Source organism: Nitrospirillum viridazoti CBAmc (assembly GCF_000730165.1).
In the GTDB taxonomy this organism is placed as follows: Bacteria; Pseudomonadota; Alphaproteobacteria; order Azospirillales; family Azospirillaceae; genus Nitrospirillum; species Nitrospirillum viridazoti.
Map to the genome: position 1 here is coordinate 2,399,306 of NZ_CP022110.1, position 17,957 is coordinate 2,417,262.

The 17,957-nt window shown below is 67.5% G+C and carries 18 protein-coding genes; 14 read left to right on the forward strand and 4 right to left on the reverse strand.

Annotation, left to right across the window (positions count from 1 at the left end; all coding sequences use genetic code 11):
- Positions 1-56 precede the first annotated feature (56 nt).
- A complete protein-coding gene (locus Y958_RS11005; protein ID WP_244909264.1) occupies positions 57-1,364 on the reverse strand; it encodes a pentapeptide repeat-containing protein in 1,308 nt (435 codons plus the stop codon).
- A 565-nt stretch (positions 1,365-1,929) separates the two neighbouring features.
- Here Y958_RS11005 and ffh point away from each other — a divergent pair.
- The 5 genes from ffh (at position 1,930) to rplS (ending at position 5,761) form a co-directional block, all read left to right on the forward strand.
- A complete protein-coding gene (gene ffh, locus Y958_RS11010) occupies positions 1,930-3,285 on the forward strand; it encodes a signal recognition particle protein (RefSeq protein WP_088872013.1) in 1,356 nt (451 codons plus the stop codon).
- 71 nt (positions 3,286-3,356) lie between these two features.
- Entirely contained in the window at positions 3,357-3,707 is a 351-nt protein-coding gene (rpsP, locus tag Y958_RS11015; protein ID WP_040848024.1) for a 30S ribosomal protein S16, read from the forward strand.
- A 141-nt stretch (positions 3,708-3,848) separates the two neighbouring features.
- Positions 3,849-4,490, forward strand: coding sequence for a ribosome maturation factor RimM (gene rimM / locus Y958_RS11020; protein WP_088872014.1), 642 nt, complete (start codon positions 3,849-3,851; stop codon positions 4,488-4,490).
- Between the two features lie 4 nt (positions 4,491-4,494).
- Positions 4,495-5,331 carry a tRNA (guanosine(37)-N1)-methyltransferase TrmD gene (trmD, locus tag Y958_RS11025; protein ID WP_088872598.1) on the forward strand — a complete coding sequence of 279 codons (837 nt, stop codon included), beginning with the start codon at positions 4,495-4,497 and terminating at the stop codon, positions 5,329-5,331.
- Between the two features lie 43 nt (positions 5,332-5,374).
- Positions 5,375-5,761 carry a 50S ribosomal protein L19 gene (rplS, locus tag Y958_RS11030; protein WP_040848023.1) on the forward strand — a complete coding sequence of 129 codons (387 nt, stop codon included), beginning with the start codon at positions 5,375-5,377 and terminating at the stop codon, positions 5,759-5,761.
- 204 nt (positions 5,762-5,965) lie between these two features.
- On the opposite strand, the gene Y958_RS11035 is transcribed toward rplS, so the two are convergent.
- Complete coding sequence (locus Y958_RS11035) at positions 5,966-6,886, reverse strand: LysR family transcriptional regulator (protein ID WP_088872015.1); 921 nt, start codon at positions 6,884-6,886, stop codon at positions 5,966-5,968.
- Between the two features lie 127 nt (positions 6,887-7,013).
- On the opposite strand from Y958_RS11035, the gene Y958_RS11040 reads away from it, so the two are divergent.
- The 3 genes from Y958_RS11040 to Y958_RS11050 all read left to right on the forward strand — a co-directional run bounded on the left by Y958_RS11040 (position 7,014) and on the right by Y958_RS11050 (position 9,101).
- Positions 7,014-7,568, forward strand: coding sequence for a hypothetical protein (locus Y958_RS11040; RefSeq protein WP_088872016.1), 555 nt, complete (start codon positions 7,014-7,016; stop codon positions 7,566-7,568).
- On the forward strand, positions 7,565-8,554 hold the full coding sequence (locus Y958_RS11045) for an NAD(P)H-quinone oxidoreductase (protein WP_088872017.1): 990 nt from the start codon (positions 7,565-7,567) through the stop codon (positions 8,552-8,554). Before Y958_RS11040 ends, Y958_RS11045 begins: the two co-directional genes overlap by 4 nt.
- Before the next feature lie 112 nt (positions 8,555-8,666).
- A complete protein-coding gene (locus Y958_RS11050; protein WP_145727861.1) occupies positions 8,667-9,101 on the forward strand; it encodes a hypothetical protein in 435 nt (144 codons plus the stop codon).
- Between the two features lie 5 nt (positions 9,102-9,106).
- Here Y958_RS11050 and Y958_RS11055 read toward each other — a convergent pair whose 3' ends face one another.
- Positions 9,107-10,822 carry a peptide ABC transporter substrate-binding protein gene (locus Y958_RS11055; RefSeq protein WP_186291159.1) on the reverse strand — a complete coding sequence of 572 codons (1,716 nt, stop codon included), beginning with the start codon at positions 10,820-10,822 and terminating at the stop codon, positions 9,107-9,109.
- 94 nt (positions 10,823-10,916) lie between these two features.
- Positions 10,917-12,779, reverse strand: coding sequence for a sensor histidine kinase (locus Y958_RS11060; protein ID WP_088872020.1), 1,863 nt, complete (start codon positions 12,777-12,779; stop codon positions 10,917-10,919).
- Positions 12,780-13,155: 376 nt separating this feature from the next.
- Between Y958_RS11060 and fdxA the strand changes: the two genes are divergently transcribed.
- The 6 genes from fdxA (at position 13,156) to ftsE (ending at position 17,866) form a co-directional block, all read left to right on the forward strand.
- Positions 13,156-13,494, forward strand: a complete 339-nt coding sequence (gene fdxA, locus Y958_RS11065; RefSeq protein WP_004272685.1) for a ferredoxin FdxA — start codon at positions 13,156-13,158, stop codon at positions 13,492-13,494.
- A gap of 388 nt (positions 13,495-13,882) precedes the next feature.
- Entirely contained in the window at positions 13,883-14,383 is a 501-nt protein-coding gene (locus tag Y958_RS11070) for a CarD family transcriptional regulator (RefSeq protein WP_040845774.1), read from the forward strand.
- 165 nt (positions 14,384-14,548) lie between these two features.
- The gene (locus Y958_RS11075) at positions 14,549-15,364 is read left to right on the forward strand and encodes a metallophosphoesterase family protein (RefSeq protein WP_088872021.1); all 816 of its coding nucleotides are present in this window, start codon (positions 14,549-14,551) and stop codon (positions 15,362-15,364) included.
- A 69-nt stretch (positions 15,365-15,433) separates the two neighbouring features.
- The gene (gene moaB, locus Y958_RS11080; RefSeq protein WP_088872022.1) at positions 15,434-15,970 is read left to right on the forward strand and encodes a molybdenum cofactor biosynthesis protein B; all 537 of its coding nucleotides are present in this window, start codon (positions 15,434-15,436) and stop codon (positions 15,968-15,970) included.
- A gap of 242 nt (positions 15,971-16,212) precedes the next feature.
- Entirely contained in the window at positions 16,213-17,043 is an 831-nt protein-coding gene (locus Y958_RS11085; protein WP_100085373.1) for a hypothetical protein, read from the forward strand.
- A gap of 85 nt (positions 17,044-17,128) precedes the next feature.
- Complete coding sequence (gene ftsE / locus Y958_RS11090) at positions 17,129-17,866, forward strand: cell division ATP-binding protein FtsE (RefSeq protein WP_088872023.1); 738 nt, start codon at positions 17,129-17,131, stop codon at positions 17,864-17,866.
- Positions 17,867-17,957 lie beyond the last annotated feature (91 nt).

The following is a 17,957-nucleotide window of genomic DNA, read 5'->3' on the forward strand; positions in this document are numbered from 1 at the left end:
GATTAGGCTACAGAATTGTCAGGAAACTAGGGCGAAACTAGGTCGGTGACAGCCGGTCAGTGCACCATGCCGACCACGTCGGCCATGTCCGCCCCGTCCAGGTCGGTGTTGGCCAGGTCGACATCGCGCAGGTCGGCCCCCGCCATCTTGGCGTCCGACAGCTCCGCATCCTTCAGCACCGCCCCCACCAGCGAGGATTGGGACAGGACCGCCCGCTTCAGCATGGCGCCCGTCAAATTGGCGCCGTCCAGGCGGGCGCGGTGCAGGTTGGCGCTCCACAACCGCCCCGTGGAGCTTTGAATCAACACAGGCCCCAGATCGGCCCGCACCAGCTGCGCGCCGTTGAGGGTGGCGCGCTCCAGCGAGGCGCCGCGCAGGTCGGCGCGGCTGAGGTTGGCGTCGCGCAGGTCAGCCAGCGACAGGTCGGCCATGGGCATTGAAGTGCCCACCAGATTGGCCTTGCGCAGGCAGGCGCAGTGCAGCAGGGCGGCCGACAGGTTGGCGCCCGCGAGGTCAACGCCGCTGAGGTCCAGGCTGGACAGGTCGGCCCGGGCGCCCTCGCGCCCGCCCGTCTCCACCCATTCGGAATGCAGGACCAGCATGGCGGACAGGTCCAGGCCGGCATCCTCGGGCGTGGGGGCGTGAATGCCCTCCAGCACCTCTTCGGCGCGGCGCGCGTTGTCGTCCAGGATGGTGCCCATCATCAGGGCGCCGGCGAATCGGGCCAGGCCCAGCTCCGCCCCCGTCAGGTCGGCGCCGTGCAGCTTGGCACCCGTCAGATTGGCGCCCGTCAGATCGGCGCCCTTCAGGTCGCAGCCGGTCAGGTTGGTGTTGGTCAGGTTGGCGCGCGCCATCTTGGCGCCGCGCATGATGCAGTCCGTCAGATCCGACTGCACCAGGAAGGTGTTGGACAGCTTGGCCCGGCTGAGGTCGGCGCCCACCACGGTGGCGCACGACAATTCCGTCTGCACGGGCACGGCGTCGAATTCGTGCGGGGTGATGCTGCCGTCCTTGCGGACGTGCATGATGGTGCCTTCGCGCAGGTCGGCCTCGGCCATGGAGGCCTGGTTCAGCACGGCGCCGCGCATGCAGGCGCCGCGCAGGTCGGCCCGGCGCAGGTCGGAGCGTTCCAGGTTGGCCAGGCGCAGATCCGCGGCGTACAGCGACGCCCCCGTCAGGACGCAATCCACCATGCGGGCGCCGAACAGCTTGGCGCCCGAGAAATCGGCCTCGGCCAGGTTCAGACCGGACAGATCCATATGCGAAAGGTCACGCAGCTTGAAGCTGGCACGCACGCCCCCAGGCTGCTTCGTCAGAAACGCCCGATGCTTGCCAACAATCGCCAGCAACTCCGTCTGGCTCATCCTGGACCGTTCGGGTTCGGCATTTCTGCCGGACGACATTGACATACAAGCCTCCGCGGGGCCGGTCCCCCCCGCAATTCGAATCCGCCACGGAATGGCGCACTACCAAAGACTACCCCGATAACCCGTTCATACCTTATCTTAAAGGCGCGCTGGAAGAGGGGGCGCGCACCCAAAATGAGCCTCTAGGCGAAATAGCGGGCCTGTCACCCCGTCTATTACAGGTGTACAGGCCGTTGACAATCGCCCGTTTTGGTTAAGGACCCGCCGCCGCCGTCCCTGATCCAGGCGCGACATCGCCGTTACCATCACCGCCTTGCCGCGGGGCGTCCCGTGGGGCGTCCTTGACTCCAGAAGCATTGACAGACGCCCTCCACAGGTCTAGATAGCCCCACCTCGGCCCTGGATCCGTCAGATCCGGGACTGAGACCGCATCCCGCGCCACGGCGCGACGCCAGTCCACGAGTTTCGTGCACTGGCGCTTTTCGTTTGGGCAAATGGGCCTGAATGGACACTTGGACTAGGGGCGGGATGAAGATCGGAACGGCAATGGCCAGGACGGGTTATGTTTGACGGCTTGACAGGACGGCTCGGCGATATCTTCGACCGGCTGCGTCGGCGCGGCGCCCTCACCGAAGAGGACGTTGGTGCTGCGCTGCGCGAAGTGCGCGTGGCCCTGCTCGAAGCCGACGTGGCGCTGCCCGTGGTCAAGTCCTTCATCAACGGGGTGAAGGAAAAGGCCGTCGGGCAGGAGGTGCTGCGCTCCATCACCCCCGGCCAGATGGTCATCAAGATCGTCCACGACCATCTGGTCGAGATGCTGGGCGAGCAGAACGAGGGCATCAACCTCAACGCCGAGGCGCCGGTGCCGGTGCTGATGCTGGGCCTGCAGGGCTCGGGCAAGACCACCAGCACCGCCAAGATCGCCCGCCTGCTGAAGACCCGCGAGAAGAAAAAGGTGCTGATGGCGTCGCTGGACACGCGACGCCCGGCCGCCCAGGAACAGCTGCGGGTGTTGGGTGAGCAGGTGGACGTGGCCACCCTGCCCATCGTCCCCGGCGAAGACCCGGTGACCATCGCCCAGCGCGCCATGCGCGTCGGCCGGCTGGAAGGCTATGACGTCGTCATGCTGGACACCGCCGGCCGCCTTGCCATCGACGAGGAGTTGATGGACGAGGTCGTGCGCATCCGCGACGTGACCAAGCCGGTGGAAAGCCTGCTGGTGGTCGACGCCATGACCGGCCAGGACGCCGTCACCGTCGCCACCAACTTCAATGACAAGGTCGGCGTCACCGGCATCGTCATGACCCGCATCGATGGCGACGCCCGGGGCGGCGCCGCCCTGTCGATGCGCCAGATCACCGGGCGCCCCATCAAGCTGCTGGGCACCGGCGAAAAGATCGACGCGCTGGAAGCCTTCCACCCCGACCGCATCGCCGGCCGCATCCTGGGCATGGGCGACGTGCTCAGCCTGGTGGAGAAGGCCGCCGAGACCATCGACCGCGAGGAAGCCGAGAAGCTTGCCGCGAAGATGGAGAAGGGCAACTTCGACCTGGACGACATGCTGTCCCAGCTGCGCCAGATCCGGAAGATGGGGGGGATGGGCGGCATGCTGTCCATGCTGCCCGGCGTGGGCAAGATCAAGGACCAGCTGTCCAAGGCCAACATCGACGAGCGCATGCTGAAGCGTCAGGAGGCGATCATCACCTCCATGACCCAGAAAGAGCGCCGCGACATCAAGATACTGAACGCATCGCGCCGGCGCCGCATCGCGCTGGGGTCCGGGACCACGGTGGCCGACGTCAACCGGCTGCTGAAGCAGTACCAGGACATGGCCGATATGATGCGCAAGTTCAAGAAACTGGGGAAAAAGGGCCTGATGCGCCAGGGCCTGTCGGCCCTGATGCCCAAGGGTCGCTGATCCGCCAGCCAAATTTAGTATTCGCGTTTCACCATCATCGTTAGTTCAACATCAGAGTCAGGAAGTAAGAAATGTCCCTCAAGATTCGTCTGGCCCGCGGTGGCGCCAAGAAGCGTCCGTTCTACAGCATCGTCGTGTCCGATAGCCGTTCGCCCCGCGACGGCAACTTCATCGAGAAGATCGGCACCTACAACCCGATGCTGCCGCGTGACCATGCCGAGCGCATCACCCTGAAGGAAGAGCGCGCCCGCCACTGGCTGTCCGTGGGCGCCCAGCCGACCGACCGCGTCGCCCTGTTCCTGGGCCGCGCCAACATCATCGAGCTGCCGAAGGTCCGCGAGACCCCGAAGAAGTCCGCCCCCAAGGCGAAGGCCCAGGAGCGCGCCAAGCTGGCCGCCGCTGCCGCCGGCAGCGAGGGCTGATTGGCCTGAGGCCGACCGCCCCCCCTGCCTATGGAAACAAGGGCGGGCGGGCCGGCATCGAGGTTGACGAGTTGCGACGGGGGCGGGTGACCGCCCCCGTTCAGCTTTTCCGCCGTTTACAGTCTTCCAGAGAGTATCGTTATGGAAACCGCCACGCGCATCTGCGTCGGGCAGTTCGTGGGCAGCCACGGGGTGCGCGGCCGCGTCAAGGTGAAGAGCTACACGGCCGTACCGGAGTCGCTGTTCGCCTATGGCCAGCTGACCGACGAGTCGGGCGCCCGCGCCTTCGCCCTGACCATGACCGGCATGGGCAAGGATCACTTCCTGGCGGAATTGCAGGGCGTGCGCGACCGTGACGCCGCCGACGCCCTGAAGGGCACGCGGCTGTACATCAACCGCGACCAGTTGCCGGCGACAGACGATGAGGATGAATTCTACCACGCCGACCTGATCGGCCTGGTGGCGACCACGGCCGATGGCGAACCCTTCGGCGAGATCAAGGCCATCTACGATTTCGGTGGCGGCGACATGCTGGAGATCGCGCACGCGGCCTCCGGCAAGATGGTCACCATCCCCTTCACCCGCGCCGCCGTGCCGGTGGTGGACGTGAAGGCCGGGATCGTCACGGTGGAACCGCCGGCCGGCCTGTTCGAGAAGGTCAAGCCCACGCCGGAGGAACTGGCCGAGATGGAAGGCGGCCCCGCCGCTGACGAGGCGGTCGCCTCGGAAGAGGACGTGCCCGAGGCCGCAGAGGCCGAGGGTGACGAAGGCGCCGGGGCCTGAGTCCATGACGGCCGGCTGGCATGTGACGGTGCTGACCTTGTTCCCGGAAATGTTTCCGGGACCGCTGGGCATGAGCCTTGCGGGGAAAGCGCTTGAAAATGGCACCTGGTCGCTGGAATCAGTGGACATCCGGTCGTTCGCGAGTGATAAACACCGCTCCGTGGACGACACCCCGTTCGGCGGCGGACCAGGTATGGTCATGCGGCCCGACGTCCTGGATGCAGCCCTGACCGCCAGCCGGTCGCGGCTGAGCCAGGACCAGAGGGAACGGGGCCGGGCGATCTACCTCTCGCCGCGTGGACGTGTGTTGGATCAGGCGCTGGTACGGGAACTCGTATCGGTACCCAGTCTCACAGTGTTGTGTGGGCGGTACGAGGGGGTGGATGAGCGGGTCCTGGAAGCGCAGGGCCTCGAGGAAGTGAGCCTCGGGGATTTCGTGCTTTCCGGGGGTGAGCCTGCGGCGCTGTGCCTGATCGACGCCTGTGTCCGGCTGTTGCCGGGCGTCATGGGCAACGTCGAGACGGCGGGCGAAGAGAGTTTCGAGCGGGGATTGCTGGAGTATCCCCACTATACGCGGCCAGCCGTCTGGCAAGACCGCGCGGTGCCCGAGGTTCTACTCTCCGGGCATCATGAGAAGGTGAAAGCCTGGCGGTTGGCCGAGGCGGAGCGCATCACCAGGGACCGGCGACCGGACCTGTGGCAGCGCTACGAGGAGAGCCGGCCCAAGGCCGAAACCAAGAGCCGCCGCCGGCGTAAGCCGCGAAGCGGTTCGACCCTAGAGGATGGCGTTTCCCTGGTGGATCCCACCGCGGAAACGGCGCCTGTGCCAAACCTGGATTGACCGCCGTGAGGCTGGCCATTGTCATCATGTGGAGTTGAGTGCCATGAACATCATCCAGAAGCTCGAGCAAGAGCAGATTGAAAAGCTGACCGCCACCCGTGCGGTTCCGGAATTCTCCCCGGGCGACACCGTGAAGGTGAACGTGAAGGTCGTCGAAGGCTCGCGTGAGCGCGTGCAGGCCTACGAAGGCGTCGTCATCGCCCGCCGCAACGCCGGCGTGAGCTCCAGCTTCACCGTCCGCAAGATCAGCTACGGCGAAGGCGTGGAGCGTGTGTTCCCGCTGTACAGCCCGCGCCTGGACAGCATCGAAGTCATCCGCAAGGGTGACGTGCGCCGCGCCAAGCTGTACTACCTGCGCGATCGCCGCGGCAAGTCGGCCCGCATCTCCGAGCGCACCACCGGCCGCGGCATGAACAACAAGGACGCCTGAGGCGCCCGGTTGTGAGCCCAGGCGGCCGCCAGCGGGCGCCGCCGTCGGTTTCAAGTCGATAGAGTACCAGACACCCGCCGGACAGCGTTCGGCGGGTGTTTTCATTGTGGGATCGGCCTCTTCGAAATTGGGCTATCCCATGCGGCGGTCAGGGTTCCCAGATCAGGGCTCCCAGATCAGGGCTCCCAGATCAGGGCTCCCAGATCAGGGCTCCCAGACAGGCGGGGTTCCGATCGCCGACCGTAAACCATCGATGAAGGCGCGCAACTTGGCCGATGGCTCCTGCAAGGCCCGGAGCAGGAAGATGCCCTGCGGGTCCCTTGCCCAGGGTTCCCCGTCCAGCGCGAGCCGCTTGAGGTGCCCGGCGCGAACATCGGGTCCGACCACCCAACTGGGCAGGAAAGCCACGCCCATGCCCTCAAGGGCGGCAAGCCGCAACGCCTCGAAATCGTCAGAACGAAAGACGACCGCACCACAGCCTGGCTGGCCCCCGGCATCGCCCAGCATGTCGGCCCAGCCCAGGAGGTCGGCGCCGTGCAGCTTGTCGAGTAGCCGATGGCCGCGCAAATCGTCGATACCGTCCGGCGTGCCGTGCCGGTCCAGATAACCGGGAGCGGCGACCGCCAGCCGGGATTGATCGGCGAGCTTGGTGGCGATCAAGGCGCTATCGGCGAGGTGCCCGATGCGGATGACGGCGTCGAGGCGATCGCGCGCCGGATCGGCCAAGCGCTCCGTCAAATCCAGTTCCACCGACAGGCCGGGATGGTCCCGCATCAGGGTGCCCGCCACCGGTAGAACGTACCGCTTGCCGAAGGTGGGAAAGCAGGCGATGCGCAGGACGCCGGCAATCGCCCCATCGAAGGCGGCGATTTCGGCATGGACATCGACAAGATCGTCGATCAGGCGCTGGCCGCGTTCAAACAGCCTCTCCCCCGCATCCGTCATCGCCAGCGCGCGGGTGGAGCGCACCAGCACCCGCACGCCCAGGCCATGCTCCAAGGCGTCGATTTGCCGGACGATGGCCGACGGCGTCACCCCCCGCCGGCGCGCGGCGCCCGAGAAGCTTCCCGCCCGCACGACGTCGACGAAAACGGCCACGAACTCGGCGAACCTCGGGTCCTTCATCTTTGCTCCGCAGGCAAAGCCATTTCGAGGAATGGCCGCGTTATCAGGCGACGCTCCTGGTCGCATGGTTGGGCTCATCGGACGTGGCGCCCCGCCCGCCGATCCAACCCAAGCTGGAGACGCCACCATGGCCATCGTCCTCGATCGCATCCTATCCCAATCCGCGTACAGCCATGAAGTCGATGTTCCGATTGAAAAAATCGACATTGCCGACTGGCTGTTCACCCTGCCTGAGGCGGAATACCTGCGGTGTTGCGCGCCCGATCACATCGCTGCCGGGGTGACGACCACCGACGACGGACGGCGCATGTCCATCAATGTCGAGATGATCGGAACGGGCCTGGTGGTGCAGCACTACGTGGCCGAGAAAGCGGGCAAAACCTACTGCCGCATGAATTCGATCTCGGACGTCTTCACCGCCAACGGCCGCACCCAGGTGAACGTCGTCTGGGAACTGATGGCCGAAGCGATCGACGGCAACCGCACCCGGTACACCAACCGCGTGACCGCCCACCCGACCGATGCCTTCATGGATTTCCTGGCGCAGCATGGCGTCGCCTATGAGGACGCCGCCGCGGCGCGCCAAGCAGCGGGCGGCGACCACAATCGCCGCGAGACCCCCTTGTTCGCCGAGAGCATCGCCCGCCGTGCGTTGACCCGCGCCAATGGGGTGGCATCGTGAAGGGTATCGCCTATGATCGCTTCGGCCCGCCGGACGTGCTTCAGCTGGTCGAAATGCCCGCGCCACAGGTACGCCCGCATGACCTGTTGGTTCGGGTTGCGGCCGCGGGAGTCAACCGGGCCGACCTGATGCAGCGCGCCGGCTTCTACGGCGGCCAGACCTTCGGCGACAGTCCCCTGCTGGGTCTTGAACTGGCCGGCGAGGTCATCGAGGTCGGCCCCGGCGTCACGGACATGCGGGTCGGGGACCGGGTGATGGCCATCGTCGGCGGCGGAGCCTATGCCGAGGTCGCGCGGGTCGATCGCGGCATGGCCGTGAGGGTGCCGGACGGGCTGCCGCTGAGGGAAGCGGCCGGGGTCATGGAGGCCTTCGTCACCGCCTGGGAGGCGGTGGCGCATCTGGCCCGGGTCCAGCCCGGGCAGCGGGTGCTGATCCATGCGGCGGCTGGCGGCATCGGTTCGGCCGCCGTGCAGGTCGCCCGCGCCCTGGGCGCCACCGTCTACGCGACGGCCTCGGCCCAGCGGGCGGCGGACGTGCGCGGCCTGGGCGCCGCAGCTGTGATCGATTATCGCGCCACCGATTTCGAGACGGAGGTTTCCCGCCTCACGGAGGCGGCGGGGGTGCACGCGGTGATCGACTTCATCGGCGGCGACTATCTGGCGCGCAACCTCAGGAGCCTGACGCCCGGCGGTACCCTGGTGCAGGTCGGTGTCCTCAGTGGCGACGCGGACACCCCAATCCCGCTCGACCTGGTGCTGCACCACCACCTACGCCTCATTGGAACGGTGATGAAATCACGGACGCCGGAGGAGAAGCGCGCCATGGTCGCCCGCTTCGCGGCGGGTGCCCTGCCCCGCCTGGCGAGCGGCGAGATCCATGCGGTGATCGACCGCGTGCTGCCGCTTGAGCAAGCGGCCGAGGCGCATCAAAGGATGGAACGTGGTGGCGGCTTCGGGAAGATCATCCTGGCGGTTGAGAAAGGGTAAGCCCCAATGGTCCCCCGCCCTCAAAACGCCTTGCTTCCGCCCCAACGCCGCCGCCGTCCGCGCGCATCCCTCGGCACGGATGGGACGCGCATAAGATGCGGAAGGGGGCGCCATGGCAAAGCGATGGTGGTGCGTGGGCGGAGTATTGCTGGGGCTGTCGGCGTGTGCGACGCCGGAACCGGGGCTGATCCCGCCGGCACCACCACCCCTCACGGCACAGACCTTCGCCGGCGAGGCGGGGAGCGCGCGGGGCAATTACCCCGGCTTCCAGATGGACGAAACCTATATGCCCCGCCCTCCCCTCTCGGGCCCCTGCACGGTGTTCGTGTGGGACCGGCCGCTGCCTGGGGGCTGGGCCTTGCGGGCCAAGTCCGCCTCCTGCCCCGATCCGGGCAAGCCCGGGTTCCAGCTGCCCGTGGATTTGGGGCAGAGTTTCCTTCCGCTGTCCGACAGCACGCTGGCCCATGGCTGGGACATGCCGCCGGAGCCCGACCGGCCGCCCACGGCGCCTGGCGCCCCCCTTCCCAAGGTGGAAGGGGGGCCGTGAACGCCTCACGGCATGAGATCCAGGAAGCGGGTGGGCGACAGATCCAGCGGGTTGGGGACCCAGCCGGTGACGCGAGGTGACACCAGGCGCCGCATGGTCTTGTGGAACAAGGGGATGACGGGCGTGTCGTCCATCATCAGCCGCTCCGCCCGGCGCAGCAGGCCGGCGCGGCGGCCGGGGTCGGGCTCGCCGTTCGCCTCCTCCATCAGCGCGTCGAACAGCGGATTGCGGTAGCTGGCATAGTTCTCCTGCCCGGCATCGCCCCGCATCAGCGCCAGGAAGCTGTTGGCGTCGGCGTAATCGCCGATCCAGGAGGCGAAGACCACGTCCTTGAAGGTTTTCGCATTCGACTGAGCCGCCACGATGCGGAAGTCCTGGGCATCCAGGCGCACCTCCACCCCCAGCACGTCATGCCATTGCCGGGCCACCGCCACGGCCACGGCCTGCCAGTTGGCGCCCGTGGGGAACAGGAGGGAAATGGGTGGCAGCGCCCTGCCCCCAGGACCGCCCTTGGAACCGGCACCGGGACCATAACCGGCCTCCACCAGCAAGGCCCGCGCATGCCGCTCGCGCTCGGCCTGCGGCTGGTCACGCCAGGCGGGCCAGCCCGGTTCATAGCCAGTAATGCCCGGGCCGGGCGCCAGGCGCGGCACATAGCTGTAGGCCGGCTGCTCCCCGCCCAGCACGCGGTTGGCCAGCGCCTCACGGTCGACCGCCAGAGTCAGGGCCTCGCGCAAGGCCGGGGAGGACTTCCACGGCTCATTGCGCAGGTTGAAACTGAGGAAATAGGTGTCGTAAGTGTCGCCGCTTACGAAAGCCTCCTTAAGCGCCGACCGGGCCCACGCCACCTGATCTATGGGCAGTTCGTAGGTGGTCTGCACCTGCCCGTCGCGGAACAGCCGCATCTCCGCCGCGCGGTCCTCCAGCGGCAGATCCCGTACCACGGCGATGGGAACCTTGGCCTGGTCGTAATAGGCGGGATTGCGCACCAGGGTCAGGTGGTCGCGCGGCACGTTTTCCGCCAGTACGTAGGCGCCGCTGGAAACGTAGTGGCCGGGCTCCGTAAAGGCGTCGCCATGGGCCTGCACGCTGGCCTTCTGCACGGCGAATAGGGCCTGGTGCTGCAGCATGGCCAGGAAATAGGCCGTGGGCCGCACCAGTTCCACCTGGAAGGTGGTGGCGTCCAACGCCGTCACGCCCAGGCGGCTGACGTCCTTGATCGTCCCCTTGGTGATGGCCTCGCCATTCACCACGATCCACATGTAATAGGCGTAGGGCGCCGCCGTGCGCGGGTCCGCCAGGCGGCGCCAGGAGAAGACGAAATCGTCCGCCGTGACCGGCGTGCCGTCCGACCATTTGGCGTCCGCCCGCAGCTTGAAGGTGTAGATGCGCCCGTCGGGGGAAACGGTCCAGCTTTCCGCCAGGGCCGGCCGGGCGCCGCCCCGTCCGTCGGGAGCCAGCAACCCCTCCAGCAGGTCGTCGATCACCAGGCTTTCGGAGGAAAGATCGGCGCGCTGCGGGTCCAACGTCACCGTCGCGCCGCCGATGGAGCGCACCAGCGTCTTGGCCGCCACCGCGCCGGATGGGGCCGCGCCGGATGGGGCCGCTTGGGCCGCCGCGTGCCACAAGGGACCGTTCAGCGCGGCGAAGCCGGCCAACAGCGTCAAGCGGGACGCCCAGACGCGGCGGCGCCCGGCCCGGCAATACAACGATCCCCCCATATGCACGGCCCCCCAAAGCCCCAGCCCCAGTCCGTCCGGACCGGGGCCCATCACGGTAGTGGCGCGCCCCCGCCGGGGCAAGCGCCAGCTGCCGTCAGCGACCGGCGGACGCCGGGCCGATGGGCGCCGTCGGCGGGGCCGCGGCGGGCGGCTGGGGCGCCACCTTGGGCAGGCGCAGGAAAAAGCGCGTGCCCCGGCCGGGCGCGCTGTCCACCTCGATGCGGCCGCCCAGGGTGCGGGTCACCAGGTTGAACACGATGTTGAGGCCCAGCCCCGTGCTGCCAGCCCCACGCCGGGTGGTGAAGAAGGGATCGAAGATGCGGGGCAGGGCATCGGCCGGGATGCCCTTGCCGTCATCGGCGAACAGAATCTCCACATGCTCCACCGCCAGCCGGCCGGCGGCCGGCGGCGGCGACGGCAGGGGGGAGACGGTGATGGTCAGGCGTCCCGCCTGCCCCGGAGCGTAGGCATGCAGCGTGGCGTTGACGATCAGGTTGGTCAGAACCTGGCTGAGCGCCCCGGGATAGGTGTCCAGCACCAGGCCGGCCGGGCAGTCTATGGTCAGCACATGGCCTGGCCGCTTCCACTGCGGGCCCAGGCTGATGGCGATTTCCTCCAGGTAAGGCTTCAGCGACAGCACCCGGCGTTCGTCGCTGGTCTGGTCGACGGCGATGTTCTTGAAGCTCTGCACCAGGCGGGAGGCGCGCCCCGCGTTGACGGTCATCAGGTTGGCCGTCTCTTCCACCAGATCCAGGAAATCCATCAGCGCCGTCCGGCGCGGCGGACCATTGGCGAGATCATCGCGGAATTCCCGCAGGCGGTCGGCCAGGAAGGTGGCGGCGGTATAGCTGATGCCCACCGGCGTGTTCAGCTCGTGCGCCACCCCGGCCACCAGTTCGCCCAGCGAGGCCAGCTTTTCCGCCTGCACCAGGCTCTCCTGCGTGTCGCGCAATTCCTGCAGCGCCCGCGCGGTTTCGGCATGGGCCCGCGCCGTTTCCTCCTCATGGCGGTAGCGTTCGGTGACGTCGTTGTAGATGGACACCCAGCCTAGTCCCGGCATGCGGTTGCGGCGGAACTCGACGATGCGCCCATCCTCGCCGCCGATGTGGATGGTGCCGCTGCCCTCCGCCCGCTCTCCATCCGGCCGGCCCTCGGCCCGATAGCGCAGTAGCTGCCACTGCACCAACAGCTCCCGCTCCTCCTCACTGGGGGTCAGCTGCGGCGGGCGGGCGGCCTGCAGGGCCAGCAGCCGGCCCAGCCACGGCACGGCGGCGACCGCCTGGGCATCGAACTGGGCAGGGTCCAGCCGGATGGCGTCGTAATCACCCCGGCGGGACTGCCAGCGGGCAAGGTCCGGCATGTTGGGATAGGCGCGGATGATCTCATCCGTGGCGCCGCCGATGGCCGGCCAGTTGCGACTCCACACCACGAAATTGAAGCGCTCGTCCATCACCATGAAGCCGCCCGGCACCGCCTCCATGGCGGCACTGAGGATGGCGGACTTGCGCCGCAGCTCCTCCTCCACCAGGCGGCGGTCGGTGATGTCGCTGTAGCTCAGCACGATGCCGCCGCCGGGGATGCGTTCCTCCACCGCGCGATACCAGCGGTCGCCGATCAGCCCCTCGCGGGCGATACCGCGCTGGGACAGGCGGCGGGCGACGTAGGCTTCCGGGTCCGCTTCCGCCTGGGGCACTTGGCCGGCGGCGATGGAATGGCGCAGCAGATCCTCGAACCGCCACCCCAGGATGACGCCCGCCGCCGGCGAGCGGGGGAACATTTCATGGTAACGGTCGTTGGCGAACACCACGCGGTCGTCGGGCCCGAAGACGACGATGGCTTGGGAAAAGCGCTGCAGCACGGCGTAGAGCTGGGCCGCCATGGCCGGCGACGGTTCGGGTGTCGCCGGGCCCTGGGCCCGCGGGGCCTCGGACGGGTCAGTGTCGCCGTGCGCTGTCATGCCGTCCCTGATGCCTCCCGCTGTTTCCCGGGTACGGGGTCAGACTATCGGTTTCGAATGCGCAAATGCAATCAGACTTACTCTTTTTACGTGCATCAGCCGAAAGGTGCGGCACGGGCTTGCATGGGATAGCCTGCACCAGACGCGACGCCGGGGCCAGGACGACGCACACTGAACCCTGTTGCGCCCGCCCCACGCATGTTCTACCTCTCGCGCTGTCGTCCGGCCGCTATCCGGATGACGTAGGTTTCGCCGACGTTCACGGGTGCTATACCCCTGGGCGATATCAGGCTATACGTGCCCCCGTGCCGCCCCGCTGGAGGCTGCCCCGACCCGGGCGCCTGGGGGAATCGGGTTTTCAAGGAGAGTGCGAGCAATGCCGTATGTCGTGACCGAGCAGTGCATCAAGTGCAAGTACACCGACTGCGTGGAAGTCTGCCCCGTGGACTGCTTCTACGAGGGTGACAACATGCTGGTCATCCACCCCGACGAATGCATCGACTGCGGCGTCTGCGAGCCGGAATGCCCGGCCGAGGCCATCCTGCCGGACACCGACGGCCGCGCCGAGGAGTGGCTGGAGATGAACCGCCAGTACGCCGCCGCCTGGCCGAACCTGAACCGTAAGAAGGCGGCGCCCGCCGACGCCGACGCCTTCAAGGGCGTGCCGGACAAGTTCAAGACCTATTTCAGCGACAAGCCGGGCAGCGGCAACTGAGATTGGCATGAAGCGCCGCCGTCCCCGGGACGCGCGGCGCTTTTTCTTACTCTTTCGGCCGGCCTGCCTAAATCTTCGGCGGCCCCTGCCCAAGACATGCGCGATTCGCATGTCCGACATCCTGGCCTATGCCGGGAACTTAAGTCGAACACGGTCTTGTCGACCTGTCATCCCACCGTCATATCGAGTATAGTCCTGGACGCGAGGATCGGCACGCCGTTCGCGAACGCTTAAGTGCGTGCCACGTTCCCCCAGCGCCTTCGTGCTGTTCGTCCCTTGTCGCGGCCCCCTGCCGGGCCGACAGCGACCTTTGCATGCCGTTCCCGGCGCCCAGGCCCGTCTTCCCCGAGGCGGGACTTTAAAAGCCGAATTGTGAGAGCCGATCCAAATGACCGATAAGCTCGATTTCGTCACTGGTGATTACGTCGTTTACCCTGCCCACGGGGTGGGACGCATCGTGGCCATCGAAAAGCACGCCATCGCCGACATGGAGGTGGTGCTGTACGCCATCACCTTCGAGAAGGAGCGGATGACGCTGAAGGTGCCGGTGATGAAGGCCAAGAACGCCGGCCTGCGCCGCCTGTCCAGCAAGGATCGGATCAAGGACGCGATGGAGACCCTGCAGGGCCCGTCCAAGATCAAGCGCATCATGTGGAGCCGCCGCGCCCAGGAGTATGAGGCCAAGATCAACTCCGGCGACCCCGTGTCCATCGCCGAGGTGGTGCGCGACCTGCACCGCGGCACCGACCAGTCCGACCAGTCCTACAGCGAGCGGCAGATTTACCACGCCGCGCTGGAGCGTCTGGCCCGCGAGCTGGCCGCCGTCGAGAAGATCGATGAGCGCAAGGCGACCGAGCGGCTGGAAGCCGTGCTGGCGAAGGCGGCCTAAGCCATTCGCCGCGAGGTCCGCCGGTATCCGCCCATTGGGGGTACGGTTCGCCGGCATCACTATACTTAGTGGAAAAAGGGGTGATCGGGCTCGATCGCCCCTTTTTTCATGGGGCGGCGGCGCATACACTGGTCGGCAACTTCCTCTGCCGGTCTGACCCAACGCATGAACGAACAAGAGCGCTTTGTCGTGCTGGGCCGTCCACGGCGCATCTGGGCCGTGGGGGCGATCCATGGCGACGTCGACCGGCTGGCCGCCCTGCACGACGATATCGGCGCCCGTTTCCAGCCGGGTGACCGGCTGATCTACCTGGGCAACCTGATCGGCCGCGGCCCCCGCGTGCGGGACACGATGGACGAGCTTTTGTCCTTCCGCCGCGCCGTCCTGTCTGTGCGCGGCGTTATCGTCAGCGACCTGGTCTATCTGCGCGGCGGGCAGGAGGAGATGTGGCAGAAGCTGCTGCAACTGCAGTTCGCCCCCAATCCCACCGAAGTGCTGCAGTGGATGATGACCCAGGGCGTGGACGCCACGCTGGCGGCCTATGGCGGCAGCGCCTACCAGGGGGTGGCCGCCGCCCGAGACGGCGCCGTCTCGCTGGCCCGCTGGACCGGACAGCTGCGCACCGCCCAGCGCGCCGCCCCTGGCCACGACGCCCTGTTCGCCGCCCTGCGCCGCGCCGCCTATACCGAGCGGCGGCAGGGACGGCTGCCCGAACTGCTGTTCGTGAACGCCGGCATCGACACCTCGCGCCCGCTGGCCGCCCAGGGCGACAGCTTCTGGTGGGGCGGCGGCGCCTGGTCCCGCATCGAGGGCCCCTACGCCGGCTTCGGCCGGGTGGTGCGCGGCTATGATCCCGGCCATGGCGGGCTGGCGGCCACGCCCGCCACTGTGACCCTGGACGGCGGCTGCGGCTTCAGCGGCACGCTGGCCTGCGGCTGCTTCGGCCCCGATGGCGAATTGCTAGAAGTGGTCGAGGTCTGACAGTCCCACGGGTTGACGGCGGCCGCCCGCCCCCTCACTTAAGGGACGACCCGAACAGGAGCCTTCCCCTTGTCCCGCATCGATGAAACCCGCCCTTTCCTGCCGGTGCAGATCGCCGTGATGACGGTGTCCGACACCCGCGACCCGGCGACCGACAAGTCCGGCGACACCCTGGTGGAGCGGCTGACCGGCGCCGGCCACGTGCTGGTCGCCCGCGCCATCGTGAAGGACGACCAGGCGGCCATCACGGACCAGCTGCGGGCCTGGATTTCGGACCCGGCGGTGGACGTGGTCATCTCCACCGGCGGCACCGGCCTGACCGGCCGCGACGTGACGCCGGAGGCATTCGAAGGCGTCTATGAGAAGCGAATCGACGGCTTCGGCGAGATGTTCCGCACCCTGTCCTACGCCAAGATCGGCACCTCCTCCCTGCAAAGCCGGGCCACGGGTGGCGTGGCCGGCGGCACCTACCTGTTCGCCCTGCCGGGCAGCCCCAGCGCCTGCCGCGACGGCTGGGACCTGATCCTGCAGTACCAGCTGGACAACCGTTTCCGCCCCTGCAACCTGGTGGAAATCATGCCCCGCCTTCAGGAGCATCACCCCTGAAGACGGGGCCTAAGGCCGCATTCGCCTGCGATTTCGGTTAAGGGCGGCCCCCCGCAGTTGAAGCGCGGGGTGAAAACCTGTATCGATTCAAGGCCCGGCCGGACGCGCCTTTTCCATGCCGTCCAGCCCGAGGCCAGACGCGTTCCGGGGATCCTTTCCCAGGGGATATCGCCTACGGGCGACAGGAACGTGGGCGGCCAGGGATGCCGGCACCAAGAATGCGGGACCAGGAGAACGACCCCATGACGCGCACCTATATCTCGATGGCCAAGACCGGCGGCCAGGGCAAGACGCTGGTGGCCCAGATGCTGGTCCTGCAGCACGAGCAGAAGGGCGCGCCCGTGAAGCTGGCCGCCGCCGACAGCGACACGCTGAACCAGCGGTCGAAGTTCGGCCGCCTGTTCGCCGGCGTGAAGGAACTGGGCATCGGCGAGCAGCTGACCAACATCAAGACCTCGACCGATCCCAACCTGGCCATCAAATATTGGGATGAGTTCGGCCGCACCCTGCTGGAGGGCGGTTATGTGGTGGATGTGGGCGCCAACGTGGCCGCCGACCTGTTCGCCTGGGCCGAGGCGCGCAACGCCGGCGCCCTGCTGCGCCGCCGCAACAGCAACCCCATCGACCTGATCGTCACCACGAAGGCCGAGGCCCAGGCCATCGAGGACGCCCGCGCCCTGATCCAGTACTCGTTCGACAAGAACGAATGGCTGCCTTTCGGCCGCCGCTTCGTGGTGCTGAACGAGGTCGCCGGCGGCTTCGGCCCGTACGAGAACGACCAGTCCTTCCGCCGCCTGAAGAGCTTCCAAAGCCAGGGCGTCGGCCTCATCACCATCAAGCGCTGCGAAAGCGATATCTGGAAGCTGCTGGAGAAGGAATTCATCTCCGTCCGCGATGCGCTGAAGATGACCGACGCCGACCTGGAAAAGCGCTACGGCATCGACGTGTGGACGGGCCACAGCGGCCTGACCGACCTGCGCGCCTGGGCGCAGGAGACGCTGACCGCGTTCGAGAAGGCCGGCCTGTTCCCAGCCACCGAGCGCGCGGACGCCGAAGCGGCCTCGGCCGAGTAAGCGCCCCTCCCTTTCCTGGATCGGGCCCGGCCCCGCCCCTTAGCGGGCGGGCCGGGCCCTTTCCATTTCTAAGGATACCTCGCCCTTGGTCCGTTTCGAGAACGTCGGCCTGCGCTATGGCACCGGGCCCGAGGTGCTGCGCGACATCAGCTTCGAACTGGCGCCCGGGTCCTTCCATTTCCTGACCGGCCCCACCGGTGCCGGCAAGTCCAGCCTGCTGAAGCTGCTGTACCTGGCGGAGCGGCCGTCGCGCGGCCTGATCACCCTGCTGGGCCATCCCCTGTCCAAGACCCCGCGCAAGGCCCTGCCGGCCATCCGACGGGAAATCGGCGTGGTGTTCCAGGACTTCCGCCTGATGAACCACCTGACGGTGTTCGACAACGTGGCCCTGCCCCTGCGCCTGGCCGGCCAGGACGAGGCCCATGTGCAGGAAAGCGTGACGGAGCTGCTGTCCTGGGTGGGGCTGAAGGCCAAGCTGGACGAGCGGCCCCTGCGCCTGTCGGGCGGTCAGAAGCAGCTGGTGGCCATCGCCCGCGCCGTCGTCACCCGGCCCAAGCTGATCATCGCCGACGAGCCCACGGGCAACATCGACCGTGAGATGAGCCTGCGCATCATGCGGCTGTTCATCGAGCTGAACAAGCTGGGCACCACCTGCCTGGTGGCGACGCACGACATGGTGCTGGTCGACCGCCTGCAGAAGCCGGTAATGGAGCTGTATGAAGGCAAGCTGGCCGACTCCGGCTGGTGGATGGAGGGGGCGGCCAGCAACGCTGTCATCCCCGCCCAACCGCTGATGCCGGACGATCTCTCGCCGGACTTTTGACCCAGCACAAATCGCCAGGACCGCCACCGGTGTTAAGCTCCCCTTTAGGGTTGCCCCTTTACCCTGGGGTCAGAGGAACAACGCCCCAAAC